Consider the following 17,725-nt stretch of genomic DNA (forward strand, 5'->3'; position numbering starts at 1 on the left):
CGAGTTAATAAAACATTGTTCGATTGTATTTTATTTGGCTGATGACATCCAGTAATAAGCGGAGTAAACGTGAAAAGTCGAGTTTTGAAAGAGTAAACAAAAGCGTACGGGTTTAGCGCTTAAGCCTAATAATTCGAAATCTCAATCAGATTGCCATCAGGATCTCGAATATAAACAGAGACAATTTTTCCCATTGCACCTGTTCGCGGTACTGGTCCCTCTTCTATCACGACTGCTTGCGTTTGGATATGCTCTACGACCTCAACAATTGGTGTATTGGTAACAAAGCAGAGGTCTGCACTGCCCGCTTGCACGCGCTTTGCTTTTGGTTCGAACTCATTACCTAACTGGTGAAGGTTTATCTTTTGATTACCAAATGACAACGCCACGCGACCTTCACCGAATTGGATAGGCTTCATACCCAAGACGCGCTGATAGAAATCTACCGTTATCTCTATATCTTTAACGGTTAGTACCAAGTGATCTAAATGACTGATTTCCAAATTAATCATCCTTGTGTCGTCGTGACTAAATATTGCGTGCTGAATGGCGAATTAGCCTTAGCCACATACTCCAATGTTGGACGTGCTAACACAAGATAAGCATACAGCTTCACCTCTCACTTTGAACGAATGAAGGGAGCACAGACTGTGCTCCCTTCTCATCAGTTTTAGCTAACTTAAATCACTGTAAGTCGTTTTAGCTAGTAACAAGCACCTTCAAATACCCAGTACCAATAATTGTTGAACGGGTCGGCTCCCCAGTTATCCGCAGACGCTGTGAATCTATTGCCATAATATTGAATTACCGTACCTGCTGGATAATAGTAATTTGGGTTCCACTCTTGAAGGTTATCGCACAAGCCTTGTGGCTCAGGTTCTGGTTGAGGCTCAGGCTGAGGGAATTCAAACTCTGCGCTAATAGCAACGTAAGCATCCATTGAGCTTTGAGCACCGTCCACCAGCACGTAAATATCTTCACCCTGCACACCACCAAAACCGCAATATTCGCTGTTATCTGAGTTGGTAGAAGAGCAATCGTAGTCGCTTAGTGACGCAGGTCTGCCGATTGCGACATACAAGTCAACGTTACCGTAACCATTATAAGTCTGAATCCAAGCATCACTTCCAGGTACATTCTTTAGAACGAACTGTTGCTGTTCTTCGCCACCGCTTACAATTGGTGTTGGCACGTTTATCTCTAGTTCCACGACACCAGGTGTTGGAGTTGGAGTTGGAGTTGGAGGATTAGGGTTCGGATTTGGCTGACCAGAGCCACAGTTTTGTACATTAATACCCACTTCGCTAAACGCAGATTTCACTGCAGAGGTCTCATAACCTAGCTTTTCAGCGGCTTTGCAAACCCCGTTGGCACCTTGTTGGAAATCCGAGTTTGTTGTCCAGTAAAGTTGGTTCGCGGTTGCGTAAGCCTTAAACGCTTTTTTGATATCCCAACTATTGCTCGTGGCTAGATGGTAGAACGCTTTATTAAAGATCCCTGAACTATGGTGAACATCAATGCCATTGTAGTACTGGTTGATGTGACCGATAGACATACCATCTTGACTTGGGTTAATGAAGTAACGCATCGCATCACTATGCTTCATTACATGCTCGCCCATCTTCCAATTGAAAGTGCCATGTACATATTCACTAAGCGCCGCAGCAGCTACATCAGAGAAAGATTCGTTCATTCCGCCCGACATACCACGATACTCAAGGTTTGAGTTTTGTTCAGTAAAGCCGTGGCTCACCTCATGAGCAATCACGTCCCACGTCGCTAATGGATACATGGATTGGTTACCATCGCCAAACGTCATTTGACGGCCATCCCAAAACGCGTTCCCATAGTTCGAACCGTAGTGAACACGCATAGTAAGCTTTTGTTGAATAGGACGTGTGTTCAACCAATCTTGGTACATGTCGAACACACGTTGGCCAAAGTAATGTGCGTCGTTCATTGGCGCATACGCACCGTTAACAGCGCGATAATTATTGACGTTCTTACCGTAATTTCCGTTACAACTAAATTGATGAATCTGCCCTGAGCCTTGTTGGTTGTTCATGTTCATAGTCACAACGTTTTGGCTGTCCATCTGGCAATACGAGTTGACTTGGAATCCGCCAAACTGTGTGTTCGAGCCAAAGTGATAACGGCCACTTTTCTGGTTTCCGCCCGGTCCTTCTGCCTCAATGAACGCAATACCTTCCCAACGATCCAGTAACTCACCCGATTTAGCATCAACAAGCGTAATCGGTCTTGAGGGTGCCATGCCCAGAGTCTGCAAGAAATCGACCTTATAAATCAGGCGCGCTTGTTGCTGTTCATCAAGCCAAATAAGAAGCTCGGTGTTAGGGTCACGAATAGTCGCCGCGGCAACCCCTTTGTGCTGTGACTTTGCAATATCGACAGCTTGCTTTGCGCTAATCATTGGCAGTGTCGAGCCAATATCTGACTCAATACCCGTTAATACTTGGCCATCAACCGCTTTCGCAAAGCCCTTCTGAGAAAGATCAACCACTACCGATTGACCGTAAACCGGAATCCCGTAGTGAAGTTGTGTTTTACGTAGGAGTGTTGTTGTACCAGTGTTCACTCGACTTGCGTCTTGGTAAGCAAGTGGTTGGCTTACAGCGGTAAAACCCTGTGTTGTTTGATTGAGTACTGTAGATAAATCGACTTGCGAGTAGTCGACAATATTGGCAGCTTGAGAAGTAAACGCTATCGGAAATAGCATTAGTAAATGTGCACCACGCATACATCACCTTTATAATTATGTTTTTATTGATTCACCAACTAGATGAAGTCGCATCTTAACGATAGATATTGCACATAAAGAAACAAACTCAGTTGCATATGTGAGATTAATTCAAAACATAATTAATGATGTCTTTCGAATTGAGATATACCGCAAAAATTTATTTAAAATCTTATATTTAGCTAAATATTAAAGTGTTATTTCTATAAATAGGAAATGATAAATCGCACAGTAATAAGCATTAAAACCAATCCAAAGAAGTCACGTGAACGATAACCTCTTTGATAGTTTCACACAGGTCGGGTAACCGATAGCGAGATCAGATCGCTATCGGGCAGTGGTCTGATGAATAAGTCAAGGATGAAATGTGAATAGATGAAGAATAATCGCTGATGAAACTTACAAGATGTTCAGGCCAAATAGTTCTTTAACATCAAACAACACGGTTTCGGTTCTTTCTCTCGAGACTTGTGTACCTTGGCGTAAGATATCGATGAGTTGCGCTTTGTCATCCAACAGTTCGGCTCTGCGCGCTCTTATCGGGCGAATCATCTCTTGCAGGCACTCTTCCAATACCTTTTTAGTTTGGCCATCCCCTAACCCGCCTCTGCGGTAGTGATCTTTTAGTTCATTGACGTAGTGAGCGTCAGTATGGAAAGCATCAAGATAGGTAAACACGATGTTCCCTTCTACTTGGCCCGGATCTTCGATTCGTAGATGATTTGGGTCGGTATACATGGATTTCACTGCTGCTCGAATCTCTTTCTCAGTCGCACCTAAGTTGATAGCGTTGCCCATTGATTTGGACATCTTGCTCTTACCGTCCGTACTCGGAAGCCGAGAGGCGTTGCTAAGCAGAGGTTTACACTCATTTAAGATTGGCTTGCCCGCGAGTGAGTTAACTTTTCTCACGATCTCGTTGGTCTGCTCTAGCATCGGCAATTGGTCGTCACCAACAGGAATCAAAGTCGCGTTAAAGGCTGTGATATCAGCCGCTTGTGAAATCGGATAAGTAAGAAAACCAGCCGGAATTGAACGACCAAATTCCTTGTTTTGAATCTCACTTTTAACGGTTGGATTGCGTTCCAAACGAGCAATAGACACAAGGTTGCTGTAGAACATGGTAAGTTCAGCCAGTGTTGGTAATTGCGATTGAAGGCAGATTGTGGTTTTTGTTGGGTCGATACCTACCGCTAGATAATCAGCCACCACATTGAGAATGTTAGACGATACCTTGGCAGAATTATGAGCGTTGTCAGTAAGCCCTTGCATGTCGGCAACCAATATCGTTTGGTCGTGAATATGCTGCAACGAAGTGCGCTGCTGAAGTGAGCCAACATAGTGACCCAGATGTAAAGGGCCTGTCGCTCGGTCGCCAGTCAGAATAATTTCAGGTTTGTTCGTGTTTTGAGGTGTTTTCATAAGGTATCTCCAAGTAATAAAAGCTACTGGAGATAAAAAGAGACGACATTCTTGGTGACATTCTTCACTACCTTCCAGCAGCTAAAGAATGTGAGTATTCCGTGCTGCTCTAAATAGAGCACCACCAAAAGAAGATTGAAGTTGAAGCGGAAGTAAATTTCATTATTAAAACCTACCAACAATAAAGGTTAACGACAACCCTTTTATTGGTAGGTAATAAAACTAACGTACCGAAACCAGTTTTTGATGCGTTTTAAAACAGAAACCATTGAAGATAAATATCGTAAGTAAATGTATTAATTACATAAATCAATAATTCTAGAGCACATAGCTTGGTTGACGTTGAAGTGAGCATTCAAAAACTCAAGCTGTGCCAAAGCCGATTCCGCCGTGCGTTCGTAACCTTGAGTAAAGGTTGGCAGTAGCTGAGCAAACTTAGGGAAGCGCGCTTCTAGCCTTCGATCAGACATAAACTCATCGATAAATTCCGGTTGTGAGCTTTCAGTTTGATCCACAAGATCGATCAAACGATCAAGCGCGTAAGATTGAACAAACCGGCTCCCAGAAAGCTTTTCACCTCGGTTATAGCGAGACATCCCCACGTAAAGGTTAGTGAGCGCCTCTCCTATAATCCATTCCTGAGAATTGGGTTGTGTAGCAGCTTTTGTTGGAGGCACACAACACTGAGTATCAAAGTCGGCTTCCTGCCAAACGATTCGCCCTTCAGCAAACGGAATATGCGCTAATTCATGTGGTTCGAATACGGCAAACTCACAGAATATCCCATCGGCATAAAGTACTTTATAACCATCGATGGTGTTCCTTACGGCATAGTCGATTGGGTTGATATCAGACAACCAATGCAAGCTGTCTAAGAAATACTGTTTGTGTCCCGTTTGCACTATCGCGAAGAAATCGATGTCTGAATACTGATCCAATCGTTCCGTTTCAATGCCGACAGAACCTAACCCCAACAAGACATGTGCCTTACCTGAAGATCTTAAAGACTCCCCAATGGCATCTAAACGTTGTAAGAGTTTTTCTGGTGTATTTGGCTGTTGTGCTTGCATCGCTCTATCCCTATCAAATTGAATGCCACTCAACCTAACTGACAGTGATAACAAGCATGAAGTCTAATTTATAAAATCCGTGTTTTAGGTAACGATCTGCGCAAGTTATTGTTTCATTTAAACTCGAAAACCATCCGTTAGCGCCTGCCTTTCTATCCGATTCACACCGAAGACTTAGCTAAATACGCGGCCATTTCTTCCTCTGGCACCATGCCGCCGCCTGTCGCCCAAACAAGATGTGTTGCATTGGCTAACGTAGATTCAGTTATGCCTAACCTTTCCAGATATTCTCGGTTGTGTTCGACATGCACTGCGCCCGGCATACCAGCCAATGCAGAAGGCTCTAACTGAATACCTTCGGCTTGATTCAATTCACGCAACAGTTGATACATCCGTTCGTCTGTTAATGTGTAGTAACCATCCAATAAGCGTTCCATTGCTCGGCCAACAAAACCAGATGCACGGCCTACTGCAAGCCCGTCTGCTGCAGTCAAATTATCAATACCAAGATCTTGGACTGAGATTTCGTCATGCAAACCAGTGTGGACACCCAGCAACATACAAGGCGAATGAGTTGGTTCAGCAAAAATGCAGTGAACATCATCACCAAAAGCCATCTTTAAACCCAATGCCACACCACCAGGGCCGCCGCCAACACCACATGGCAAGTAAACGAACAATGGGTGCTCTTTGTCGACGATAATCTGATGTTGTTCGAATTGTTGTTTGAGTCTCTCTCCTGCCACCGAATAACCGAGAAACAAGGTTTGAGAGTTTTCATCATCAATGAAGAAACATCGCGGGTCTTGCTCTGCTTCTTTACGACCTTGTTCTACCGCAACACCGTAGTCTTGTTCGTACTCAACGACATTAACGCCGTGCTCACGCAGTTTGTTCTTCTTCCACGCTCTTGCATCAGCAGACATATGAACCGATACCGTAAAACCAAGCTTGGCACTCATGATGCCGATAGACATACCAAGGTTACCTGTTGACCCTACGGCAATACTGTATTGTTTAAAGAAGTCACGAAATTCAGGCTCTAACAGCTTGCTGTAATCATCGCTCTCACTCAGTAATCCAGCTTCAATCGCAAGCTTTTCGGCATGCGTAAGTACTTCATAAATACCACCACGAGCTTTGATTGAACCAGAAATCGGCAAGTGGCTGTCTTTCTTCATCATCAAGCGCCCTTTTATTGGCTGCTGATAATGAGCTTCTAATGCCAACTTCATTGCAGGGATATCGATAAGCTCAGATTCGATGATGCCATTCGTCACATGAGTTTCAGGAAATGCCTTCGCCAGATAAGGGGCAAACCTTTGTAACCTCAAACTCGCATCATGAATATCTTGTTCGCCCAATCCCACATAAGGTAAACCGCGCTCCAGAGTCGTCACATTTGGGTTAAACCAAACCACTTCTTCCAATGCAATTAATTGTTGAAGTAATGGGAAATCTGAGATGAGTTTATCGATATTCAATTCAGTCATGGGTGACCTTCTCTGGTAAAGCGCGTACTGCGCAGGTTCAATCATTAGTAACCCTATTTAAACGGGATTTTGGTGTTTGTTCAAACGACGAAAAATCACACTTACATGAACTAAATTCATCTATGGCCTAATAGTTCGAGAATTAACTCAGCTAAAGTAAGTTATGATTAACTATAACTCATAGATAGAGCTATGATATGACCTCCACGATATGTATCGAATTCCTCTTGTTTGAACCAAGGTGCCCTTAACGACATGTATAGCGAAGACAACCTGTACTCCAAAAATCAACGCTTAAACAGCCACCAGCTGTCAAAACTGCACACGTTTGAAGTAGCGGCTCGACATGGTTCTTTTTCACTTGCAGCCCAAGAATTATCGATGACACCAAGTGCGGTTTCTCATCGTATCAACAAGCTCGAAAGAGAAATGGATATACAGCTGTTTGAACGTGCGCACCGAAAAATCGCTCTAACAAGCGAAGGCAAACGCATCTATGCCGCATTGAGCCGCACCTTGAATGATCTAAACCAAGAGATTTTAGATGTTAAGAACGACGAAATATCGGGCACACTCACGATCTATTCACGACCGACATTTGCGCAGAGTTGGCTAGTACCTCGGATAGCGGACTTCAAACAACGTTACCCATCAATCACATTAAAGCTGCTAACGGGTAATGAAAATATCAGCTTTCAAGGACACGGTATCGATATTGCCATCTACTTCGATGATCTTTTTCCCGATAAACTTTTCTGCCAAGCATTCATGCACGAGAGCATGACTCCGGTTTGTAGCATTCAATACGCTGAGTTACACGGGCTTAATCAACAACCAGAGAACCTCAATAGAGCAACGTTACTGCATGACAACCAAGCATGGAACTACGATTCGAACCGCAATGAATGGGAAGTGTGGGCACAAGCGAACAAACTCAGCACTGTGCATTCAAACTCTAACATCGAGTTTGACCGTTCAGATCTCGCGATACTGGCAGCTATAAACAATGCAGGTATTGCCATTGGGCGATATAGCGTTGTATCGAAATATCTTAAAGACAATACGCTCATCGCACCGTTTGCTGAACCACCAGTTACGTGCAAACAACAGTATTATTTTGCGACGCCGTCAGAACACCAATCACCAAAAGTTAAAATGTTTATTGAGTGGGCTTTAGAGCAAAGAGATCAAATGTAGGTGTGTATGTTCGGATCGTGTGAGTAATACGGAGTACGTGGAATATGGGAATTCTTGGCACTTAACCTTCGCGGGCCTTTTACGAGCTTAGCTCCGGTGCTTTCTCAGGTTATTGACAGGTTGGCAATTAGCGCTGTTAATGAACTTGGTATTTCCAATATTAGCTTTGATGATCTGGTTGCCTAAAATCAGAAAACGCTCATCTTCGGCCAACAATAACAAGCAACAAGACAAACCTCTGCCGATGAAGAAGATGATTAAAAGCGGCGTAGCGTGGCAAGTAACGTTAGCGCTTGGGCCAAACAAGAAGGGTTACGGTGTCGCGACTCTATTGCTGACGACGGTTTTGATGTATTCACTTGGCGACAAACCAAATTTCCCTTTAAAGCGCTGACTAAAACGCCCTTCCGATTGGTAACCGCAAGACTGAGCCAACATCGCTACATTCTGTTGTCCGTTTTGCATCAGATAAAGCGCATGACTCAACCGAACTTCAGCCAACACCTCACGATATTGCATACCTTCCAACTTGAGCTTTCGAATCAGCGTGGCTCGGCTCATTGCAAAACGCTCCGCCACCGACTCTAGCGGATGCTTCTCATCTGGTGAGAGTGAAAGATAATGGCTGAGCTTTTGGCTAAACGAAACGTTGGCACTGGCAAACAATCGATGCAGCACCGCTTTTTCAGCTAATTGCTGGTACAAGCCCTGCAACCAAAACTGTTGAGTCTCTTTGCTCATGCTCTGTGTATCAAACGAGAACAGCGCGTTGAGTGAGTCTTGTAAGTTTCGATCCGCTTTCACTGTAGGCAGTCCCAGATCATTCGAACGTTCCTCACTTAAATCAAGCATCGCCTGAGAAGGTTGGAATTGAAAGCTGAATACTCGCGACAAGAAACGCCCTTTGCGGGGCATGTTCTCAAAACTTAGTGAAGCTGATGCCTCACACAACAGCAGCTCAGAATGTGAGAGCTCTACCGCCGAATCTTTCCAAAACAGGCGCTTACTGCCTGTAATGATCTGAATGATACTAGGGGATAGAATCCTCACATTACGCAGCTTTTGTAACTGCTCTGCACGAAAGATCGTCACTTGATATTGATGATTCATCTCATCCCCTTGTTTACTTATTATCAACTTGTATAAGCTATTAACGTGTATAAGTTGCGGTCAATTTCGCTTTGTCCAAAGCCATACTGTTCAACGTGAACCCAACCACTGCCGACGGCGTATTATCGTCTAGGTTAAGTTTGTCCGTTGGCAGTGCCCAAACCGTGAACTGGTAGCGGTGCATGCCATCTTTTTCCGGAGGACAAACGCCACCGTAGCCAACTGTGCCGTAATCAATACGACCTTCTTTGCCGCCGACTTTAGAGATGTCGACACCGCGAGGTAACTCGTTCACAGTTGCAGGGATATCAAACGCAACCCAGTGCCAGAAGCCACTTTCAGTCGGTGCATCTGGGTCATAAGCCGTGATTGCAAAGCTTTTGGTACCTGCTGGTGCATCTTTCCACATCAACTGTGGTGATAGGTTTTCGCCATCACAACCCCAGCTTGAGTATTCAAAGGTCTTCGCCATTGGATGACCTTCTTGAATGTCATTACTCGTTAGTTCAAACGCCTGGGCAGTGCCTACAGATAAAATGCTAATTACCAATACTGATTTAGTGATTGCTTTCATGATGGTGTTCCTCTGATTAGGTATGAACTCAGTATAGTCTGAGCAACCCGCAAGTGAATAACAATAAGTATACAATTAGCCAAATAGCACTTTCATAATGATACTTACTGCATTTTTCACCATTTTTGAAAAAACATTCAACAATTGCTATTCAAAGAGCACATATTGACGTGCAGGTTAGAAGTCATTTCCAAGGCCTTTAGTCTTACCAAAGAGCCTTTAACGAAGATGACTAGCGTTATGGATTAACACTAACTAAGACTCGCCCCTAACTAATAGTCGCACCCTACTTATGGTCCCCATTTTGAAAGGCAGTCAGTAAATAAGCGATAAAGACCTTCTTACGTTTCGGCATCAACTTCCTGTCTGCATACACTAGGCTTACTGAAACTTCCGGCATCTCATATTCAGGTAACAAACGGATCAGCTTACCTGTTTTAAAGTGCTCACGACAAATGAATTCAGGAAGCACCGCTAAGCCGAGCCCATCCAAACATGCCGTTAAGCATGCCGTGATGGTATTCACCCGCAACTGACACGGCAGATCGATCAAAATTGACTCTCCGCCTTCTAATTGTAAATGCCACTTGGGTAGACGCGCCGCCTTGTTAACCACCTCAATCATTCTAAATGGCGGTTTAAGGTCATTGGGCGAAGAAATTTCACCGAACTGTTCTAAATACTCAGGGCTAGCTACCAATACACGCTTTGATGTTGTGAGGTAGCGAGAAACCAAGCTCGAGTCCACTAGCTCACCAATTTGCGCGTAAAGATCGATCCCCTCCGCAATGATGTCGACTTCTCGATTCGTCAATTCTAAGTTCAAAGTCACGTTTGGGTGCTCTTTTAGGAAGCTGTGGATGTACTTTGCTAATACTTGATGCCCCAACTCGACGGGCAACACAACATTCAACTGCCCTCTGACCAAATCCTGATTGGCTGAAACCTCTAACTCAGCTTGGTTCATGATCTCTTGCATCTGGACACTCGACTGATAAAAGCTCTCCCCCTCTGGCGTTAAGACTAAACTTCGAGTCGAGCGAGTGATCAACCTCACACCTAGGTGCTGTTCCAGCTCGTCTAGCTTCCGGCTGACGGTCGACTTGGTCATGTTCAATGCCTCAGCTGCGTGCGTGAAACTACCACAATCAACAACTTGCGTAAAAACAGTCACAGCATTTAAGTCCATCGTACTTCTCCCAAAGTGCTATTAGTTAGATTTTTGCAACAGTGTTTTCCTTTTTTCCTATCTTATCAATCAATCGAATTCATTTACAATTCGTTACATCTAAATAAAAACAAAATGAGAAATAAAAAATGACAGAGAACAACAACGCTTCGCAAACAGTAAGCAAAAAAAAACGTAAAAAAGCTCCGCTTATTGCTACTGCGATCATGCTGTCATTGGGTTTAGCTGGCGCCGGATACTGGTACGGCTATGGTCAGTACTTTGAATCTACCGACAATGCTTATCTACAAGGCGACATCACGAATATTAGCCCTAAAGTATCAGGCTATATTGTTAAGTCTTACGTGAGTGATAACCAATCGGTTAAAGAAGGTGATTTATTAGTTCAAATCGATGACCGTGATTACCAAGCAGCCCTCGCTCAAGCTAATGCCCATTTATCCGTCGTACAATCCGACGTAAAGAACTTAATCGCCCAACAGACGTTACAACGTAGCAAAATAAACCAAGCAGAAAGTGGCGTCGATTCCGCACAAGCAGAATATGAACGTGCTATCCAACAGGTGCAGCGCTCTCGCAGCTTGTTAAAACGCAATTACGCTTCTCAAGATGAAGTCGATAGCATGGTCGCTCAACAAAAAGTGACCCTTGCAGACTTAGAAGAAGCGAAAGCCAACCTTGTCGCAAGTAATGACCAACTCTTCGTTATTGCTAGCGAAATTGAACAAGCCAAAGCCTCAGTAACAGAAGCTCAGGCACAGCAAGATCAAGCACAGCTAAACCTTGACTACACCAAAGTCTACGCACCTACTGATGGCGTCATTGGTAAACGCAGTGTACGTGAAGGCTTGTTGATTCAAGCTGGTGCACCACTTATGAGTTTGGTACCAAACAACCAAGTGTGGATTGAAGCCAACTTCAAAGAGACACAGCTAAGTGGCATTCACAAAGGTCAGACGGTTGAAGTAGAACTGGATGCGTTCCCGGGGCAACCACTTGAAGGCGTGGTCGACAGCTTCTCCCCTGCAACTGGCGCCAAGTTTGCTCTACTGCCACCAGAAAACGCGACCGGTAACTTCACTAAAATCGTTCAACGTGTACCAGTGAAAATTACTATTCCTGATCAGCAAGAGTTGAAAGGTCGACTACTTCCTGGTTTGTCTGTGGTCGCGACCATCGATAAACGAGGCTAAACCATGAGTAACGCTGATGTTGTCACCCAAACCAATGATGATGGAGAGGTTTCAAGACGCCATTGGATCGCCCTATTTGGCGGCTTAATTGGCGCGTTTATGGCGATCTTGGATATTCAGATCACCAACTCGTCTCTCAAAGACATTCAAGGTGCGCTTTCTGCCACCTTAGATGAAAGTTCGTGGATATCTACGTCTTATCTGGTCGCAGAGATGATCGCTATCCCACTCAGTGGTTGGCTTTCAAAAGCGCTTGGTAAACGTCGATATATCACGTGGACGACGGCCATCTTCACCCTCTCATCTTTGTTATGTTCATTTTCATGGAATATGACCTCGATGATCGTGTTCCGTGCGATGCAAGGCTTTAGTGGGGGCGCTTTAATTCCACTTGCCTTTTCTCTGGTGATACAGTTACTACCTGTCAACAAGCGCGCTGTGGGTATGGCACTGTTTGGTGTCACCGCAACGTTTGCTCCGTCGATTGGTCCTACGTTTGGTGGCTGGCTGACTGAGAACTTCTCGTGGCACTATATTTTCTACATCAATATTCCACCCGCCCTACTCGTGATCACCATGATTCGATACGGCTTGGAAGATGAAAAGCTTGACCTTGGTACGCTTAAAAAAGCCGATTGGTTTGGTATTGCGACCATGGCGCTGGGACTAGGTTGTCTAGAAGTGGTTCTAGAAGAAGGTAACCGTGAAGAGTGGTTCAGCTCAAGTTTTATCATTACACTTAGCATTATTTCTGCGGTGAGCTTGGTGTACTTCGTAATAAACGAACTGCAACACAAAAAGCCACTGGTGAACTTGCGGCTATTGCGTGATGGGCAGTTTGCGATGTCCTGTATCGCCTATTTGATTCTAGGGATGGCATTGCTTGGCTCTATCTATGTTCTGCCGATGTATCTCACTCAAATTCAGCAATATAACGCGATGGAAATTGGTGAAGTGTTAATGTGGATGGGTTTCCCACAACTTCTGATATTCCCAATTGTGCCCAAACTAACACAGATCATTAAGCCTAAGTACTTGGTTACCTTTGGCTTCGCGATGTTCGGTTTCAGTTGTTACGTAAATACACACATGACAATTGATTTTGGCGGGCAACAGCTGATTTTGTCTATGGTTCTACGTGCTATTGGTAGCCCGTTTATTATGGTTCCGCTGTCTTTGGTTGCTATGAAGAACATCAGCAAAATGGACACCCCTGACGCTTCGACCTTAACTAACGTAATGCGTAACTTAGGTGGCGCGTTCAGTATTGCGATTATCGCTACGCTGCTGGATAACAAAACCCGTGAGCATCTTGCACACATCAAAGAGTCGCTACCTTCTGTGAGTCAATTAGGTTGGCAAACCCTCAAAGACCAGCAAGCATTCTTTATTCAATCAGGAAGTGATGCCGCGACTGCGATGCAACAAGCGCAAGCAAGCCTACTTGGCACCATGCAACGTGACGCCGCTATCATGGCTTACAACGATGTGTTCTTAATGATGACGGCATTCTTGGCGTTAGCCGCTGTGTTGATTCTTAATATGCGTGATTAGCGCTAGAGTTTCGTTAAATAGAGCTTCAAGCAAAGAACAATATTTCGAATAAAAACTCGAACAATTAAATTGAGAGGTAAGCTTATCGACTTGCCTCTTTTTTATTTCTAAAACACGTATAACCCTACAAAAATCAGGCAAAAGTAACCTGCGTTTGAAGTCTTTCATAAATGTTATCGAATACTCCTTAATTACCAATAGTTTATTGAGTGTTTGTATGTGATATTGGCACCTTGACAATGTGCAACTTGACGCCTAAATTAAAAATAACATTTGGTATTGAGGAAAATGGATTTGACCTTACCACCTGACCTACGAGTTTTAATTGTCGACGACTCTAAGAGTGCAACTATTCTTATAAAGCAGCAACTCTCGAGCTTAGGCATTTCACATGATTGCATCTTTATTGCGACCGACTATCGACAAGCTATTAGAGCGGTCGAAACGCACTCTTTTCATGTACTTCTCATCGACTACCATTTAGAGCAATCCTTTACCGGGTTTGAACTTTTGGGAATCCTCTATCGAAACAGGCTCATCGATCATACGGTAGCCACTATTCTTGTTTCCGGTGATATGCGTCAAGAAACGGTATTAACCGCTCTTTCCGGTGAAGCACATCATTTCGTCTCTAAACCAATTCATACTCAGATGCTTGGTAAAAAGATACAACGTGCTGTGTCTGTATCAAAGAAACTTACCCAACTGAATGATTTATATCCAATCACCAATCAGGATAGTTTGACACAAGCCTTAGCGATCTCCCCTAACGGCACTAACGTTCAGTTTGAAGCGACATTAATTGAACATTTAATTGCAGGCAAAAAATGGCAGTTGCTCTCTAGCGTCATTAACAACTCTAAAACCAACATGCACCCAACAAAATTGGTTGCTGAAGCTCTCATTTTGGACAGCTTAGGTAAGCCAAATTTAGCAATAGATAAGCTACACAACTTTCTGATAGCTCAGCCACTCTCATTGAACGTTATTGACTGCTTAAGCTGCATCTATGAAAAACATAAGATGCTGTTGCCAGCTCTTAAACTGGCTATTCGCGCATTTGAAATGACACCGAGTATCAGCCACCGTGCAATCAGAGCGATTGACTTAGCAGAAAATGCAAACAACACACATATGATCATAAAGTTAGGTGAGATGTACGCAAACCACATTTCAGCTGCCGACATTGATGTCATCCACTCAATTGGTGCGCACTTTAATTCGTTAAACGCGACCTATCAACGAGAGGCAAAACTCAAGGACAAACGGATTTTACTTGAGCACGCAAAGCAATTCACAGAGTTGGTAAACCTCAAACTTCCGGTAAAACAACAGCAGCAAGTTCTGACCAGCCTTGCCCTATTTCAGAGCAGCATATTGCTCATCGAAAATAGTCCTCAGGTTGCCCACAAAAAATTGATTAGAGCTTCGGCACTGTTAGCGAATAATTTCCACAGCCAACCGACTTACTTACTCACACAGTTATTACCACTGCTCGTCCATTTTGGTGAGTACTCTCTTTATCACTTAGCGGTCGAATGTCTAAAATCTCGTGGAGAAACAGTAAGTCACAAACTTGAGTCCAAAAATGTCGACCCTTCAACGTGTATAAACATTGAAAACTTTGGGTCGATCCAGGAATTAAAGGACTACATTCACAGTTACCCATATTCAGTTGCCGCCAAACTTGACTATATATATGCAGTCCATAAAGCTCATATAGAAGAGAAACTTAGCGACGACTATTTAGAAGAAATCTTACAATTAGAACTTCCTCCAAAATGGAATCAATGGATTAGTGATTCATCACGGTATGGTTTTTCCACTAAGCCGCCTAGCCCATTCTCAACATGCAGCCGACAGGAGTCCACATGCTAGACTTTGATGCTTTAAATGCCTATTTAGACAACGACAGAGAAGTCATTTACGCCGTTTTGTCTACCTATCAAGAAGATCATGGCAATTCGCTACAAGAAATCGAAGAGTTGGTTCAGCAACAAGATTGGGACAAGCTTCATTTTACTGTACACACCTTAAAAGGCATCTTAGCCAGCTTTGGGGAAGAAACGGCCACTGTTGCATTAGAAAGAGTAGAACAAAACACACTCAATAAGCTTGCGCCGCAAGATGATGATCTTTCAGTTATCTACAGCGAAATGAAAATCATTAATCAGCAAATCAATGAGGTTCTTAGCACTTATTAGTCGATAGAATTAAGACGTGCATGGCGATGCTTAATAACCGACATAGCCAAAAGAGTTGAGGCACTTGGAAACATTGAACCTCGACTCTTACCATTTCTTTTATCATCTCCCATCTCAATTATAGATCTAACCCACACCTATAAATTCAGGTAATTTATCTAGACAAAGCAATGCATAACACATGCTTTATAAACCAGCCATCTTAATGTTTTAAATGGAAAACCAACAGATTTGATGAGATGCAAAATAGTTAAATATTTGTAGATCTTTTTGTGACATAAACATACGAGATTGCATTTTATTCATTGGTAAAAAAGAAACTGTTATCTACACTCTAATGAAACCAAGCGTTAATCACTTGATAGCATAATAATAAAACGTTCAGTCGGCTAGATAAGGACAAGGAAATGAACAATGATAGTTTTGCTGCGTTTCAGGGGCTCACGGATGAAACACCCATTACCGAATCATTTTCTACCAGTGCAGACCCTTATGCTCATTATCTGAAGGATATTGTAGGTATTGATCTGCTGTCGCGTGAAGATGAGGTGTATTACGCAAAATTGAATCGCGCGGGTGATAAAAAAGCACGTGATGTCATGATCGAATCAAACCTGCGCCTTGTTGTGAAAATCGCAAAGAATTACCTAAAACGTAAAGGCAACAACTTCACGCTGCTCGACCTGATCGAGGAAGGTAACATTGGCTTGATTAAGGCCATCGATAAATACGATCCAGAACCAGGCTATCGTTTTTCAACCTATGCTGTTTGGTGGATCCGCGAAAGTATCGAAGCCGCATTAATGAACACGGGTCGTACCGTTCGATTGCCAGCTCACGTTTGCAAAGAAATAAACAGCCTCGCCTCAAAGAAGCTCGATGTGAGCAAAAAAATGAGTAAAGAGGTTTCAATTTCTGAGCTATCCGACAGTTCAGGTGTTAAGGCCGAACGCGTCAATCAACTGGTAGCGTTAAGCGGATTTATTGACGTGACGACAACGGTTGGAACCAGCCATGCGCCAATGGTGCTTGATCAATGCGAAAGTGAATATACCCCCAACCCTCAACAAGATTGTGAAGATCAATCCTTTACCCAAGCTCTAGAACAAATCATCAATACACTTCCTCCAAAATTACAAAAGGTGCTCATCCACCGTTTTGGTTTCTTTGATAACAAGGTGAAAACGCTGTCTGAGGTCGGACAAATGTTGGATGTGAATGTTTCTAATGAACGTGTTAGACAAATGCAGAAAGAAGCGGTTGAGAGAATTCAAAAACGACTCAAATTTGATGGTTGGGTGTAAATCGCAACCCTGCTGAGAAGTGGGTGAAAATAACGTTAAGTCAAACAACAACGTTAGCTATGAAAGAACCTTAAGGGTGAGCCTCCAAACTTGCCCTTTTTGTTTGCCTAATTCGCTAGAAAACAACAGGATAGTAAGCACACGAACCCTAAAATCGCTAATGGGGAACTCCACGTTATTAGCTTACGTTAGAGAAGTGACTCGCTCACTGCGTAAAATGAGATAGTGGATATAAGTGGTTTCAAGACAATCTTGTTCCCACACAGACAAGATACGTTTGGCTGCGAAGTAATAATCTTTGTTCCTCAATAACATTCCAACCGTACGGCTGAGTTTCTCAAATCGAACTTGATCGCTGGCAGAAATATAATCGTCATCACTTTGAATAATCGGTGCTAAACCATCGGCAAACCAATTGTTTAGAATTTCTCGCATCTCCAATTCAGATTCAGGTACATCAACACTCGACAACTCTCGATGCTGAGGTGGTGGCACGATGTATTTGGATGCTTGTGGTGAACTGACATATCGATACATGTTGTCCCTCCTTTTAACTGACTCTTCTAATAATTAAGGACATTTTTATTGGTTCACAAGTTTTAATGCCCAGCTTTTAACAGCAATTTGTCATAGCAAGTGACGAGCAATACAGCACAA

Annotated in this window: 15 protein-coding genes and 1 pseudogene; 7 read left to right on the plus strand and 9 right to left on the minus strand. The window is 43.4% G+C overall.

Translation table 11 applies throughout. The annotated features are described in order from the left end of the window. Nucleotides 1-125 precede the first annotated feature (125 nt). The 5 genes from FTW16_RS14925 to FTW16_RS14945 form a co-directional block, all read right to left on the minus strand. Nucleotides 126-512, minus strand: a complete 387-nt coding sequence (locus FTW16_RS14925) for a VOC family protein (protein ID WP_409994451.1) — start codon at nucleotides 510-512, stop codon at nucleotides 126-128. A gap of 191 nt (nucleotides 513-703) precedes the next feature. Further along, nucleotides 704-2,758, minus strand: coding sequence for a M4 family metallopeptidase (locus tag FTW16_RS14930; protein ID WP_146491653.1), 2,055 nt, complete (start codon nucleotides 2,756-2,758; stop codon nucleotides 704-706). 399 nt (nucleotides 2,759-3,157) lie between these two features. Further along, the gene (trpS, locus tag FTW16_RS14935) at nucleotides 3,158-4,180 is read right to left on the minus strand and encodes a tryptophan--tRNA ligase (RefSeq protein WP_146491654.1); all 1,023 of its coding nucleotides are present in this window, start codon (nucleotides 4,178-4,180) and stop codon (nucleotides 3,158-3,160) included. A gap of 296 nt (nucleotides 4,181-4,476) precedes the next feature. Continuing rightward, nucleotides 4,477-5,250 (minus strand): hypothetical protein, encoded by a 774-nt coding sequence (locus FTW16_RS14940; protein WP_146491655.1) that lies wholly within the window; start codon nucleotides 5,248-5,250, stop codon nucleotides 4,477-4,479. Nucleotides 5,251-5,411: 161 nt separating this feature from the next. Next, nucleotides 5,412-6,743: a D-serine ammonia-lyase gene (locus FTW16_RS14945; RefSeq protein ID WP_146491656.1), complete on the minus strand. Its 1,332-nt coding sequence runs from the start codon at nucleotides 6,741-6,743 to the stop codon at nucleotides 5,412-5,414. A gap of 255 nt (nucleotides 6,744-6,998) precedes the next feature. Here FTW16_RS14945 and dsdC point away from each other — a divergent pair, with 255 nt between their 5' ends. Both dsdC and FTW16_RS14955 read left to right on the plus strand, forming a co-directional pair. After that, nucleotides 6,999-7,940, plus strand: a complete 942-nt coding sequence (gene dsdC / locus FTW16_RS14950; RefSeq protein WP_146491657.1) for a DNA-binding transcriptional regulator DsdC — start codon at nucleotides 6,999-7,001, stop codon at nucleotides 7,938-7,940. A 112-nt stretch (nucleotides 7,941-8,052) separates the two neighbouring features. After that, a pseudogene (locus tag FTW16_RS14955) lies at nucleotides 8,053-8,244 on the plus strand (MFS transporter); the annotation flags it as partial. A gap of 8 nt (nucleotides 8,245-8,252) precedes the next feature. Here FTW16_RS14955 and FTW16_RS14960 read toward each other — a convergent pair. From FTW16_RS14960 to FTW16_RS14970, 3 genes are all read right to left on the minus strand, one after another. Beyond that, nucleotides 8,253-9,050 (minus strand): helix-turn-helix transcriptional regulator, encoded by a 798-nt coding sequence (locus tag FTW16_RS14960; RefSeq protein ID WP_146491658.1) that lies wholly within the window; start codon nucleotides 9,048-9,050, stop codon nucleotides 8,253-8,255. Between the two features lie 40 nt (nucleotides 9,051-9,090). Next, complete coding sequence (locus FTW16_RS14965; RefSeq protein ID WP_146491659.1) at nucleotides 9,091-9,624, minus strand: YbhB/YbcL family Raf kinase inhibitor-like protein; 534 nt, start codon at nucleotides 9,622-9,624, stop codon at nucleotides 9,091-9,093. A gap of 286 nt (nucleotides 9,625-9,910) precedes the next feature. Further along, nucleotides 9,911-10,813 carry a LysR family transcriptional regulator gene (locus tag FTW16_RS14970; RefSeq protein ID WP_146491660.1) on the minus strand — a complete coding sequence of 301 codons (903 nt, stop codon included), beginning with the start codon at nucleotides 10,811-10,813 and terminating at the stop codon, nucleotides 9,911-9,913. A 128-nt stretch (nucleotides 10,814-10,941) separates the two neighbouring features. On the opposite strand from FTW16_RS14970, the gene FTW16_RS14975 reads away from it, so the two are divergent. The 5 genes from FTW16_RS14975 (at nucleotide 10,942) to FTW16_RS14995 (ending at nucleotide 17,068) form a co-directional block, all read left to right on the plus strand. Beyond that, entirely contained in the window at nucleotides 10,942-12,006 is a 1,065-nt protein-coding gene (locus FTW16_RS14975) for an HlyD family secretion protein (RefSeq protein ID WP_146491661.1), read from the plus strand. A gap of 3 nt (nucleotides 12,007-12,009) precedes the next feature. Then, nucleotides 12,010-13,560 (plus strand): DHA2 family efflux MFS transporter permease subunit, encoded by a 1,551-nt coding sequence (locus FTW16_RS14980; RefSeq protein WP_146491662.1) that lies wholly within the window; start codon nucleotides 12,010-12,012, stop codon nucleotides 13,558-13,560. 288 nt (nucleotides 13,561-13,848) lie between these two features. Further along, complete coding sequence (locus FTW16_RS14985) at nucleotides 13,849-15,438, plus strand: response regulator (protein WP_146491663.1); 1,590 nt, start codon at nucleotides 13,849-13,851, stop codon at nucleotides 15,436-15,438. Next, nucleotides 15,432-15,764: an Hpt domain-containing protein gene (locus FTW16_RS14990; protein WP_146491664.1), complete on the plus strand. Its 333-nt coding sequence runs from the start codon at nucleotides 15,432-15,434 to the stop codon at nucleotides 15,762-15,764. Before FTW16_RS14985 ends, FTW16_RS14990 begins: the two co-directional genes overlap by 7 nt. A 407-nt stretch (nucleotides 15,765-16,171) precedes the next feature. Then, the gene (locus FTW16_RS14995; protein WP_146491665.1) at nucleotides 16,172-17,068 is read left to right on the plus strand and encodes an RNA polymerase sigma factor RpoD/SigA; all 897 of its coding nucleotides are present in this window, start codon (nucleotides 16,172-16,174) and stop codon (nucleotides 17,066-17,068) included. 183 nt (nucleotides 17,069-17,251) lie between these two features. On the opposite strand, the gene FTW16_RS15000 is transcribed toward FTW16_RS14995, so the two are convergent. Continuing rightward, nucleotides 17,252-17,605 carry a hypothetical protein gene (locus FTW16_RS15000; RefSeq protein ID WP_146491666.1) on the minus strand — a complete coding sequence of 118 codons (354 nt, stop codon included), beginning with the start codon at nucleotides 17,603-17,605 and terminating at the stop codon, nucleotides 17,252-17,254. Nucleotides 17,606-17,725 lie beyond the last annotated feature (120 nt).

The organism is Vibrio sp. T20 (genome assembly GCF_007858795.1).
Classification (GTDB): domain Bacteria; phylum Pseudomonadota; class Gammaproteobacteria; order Enterobacterales; family Vibrionaceae; genus Vibrio; species Vibrio satsumensis.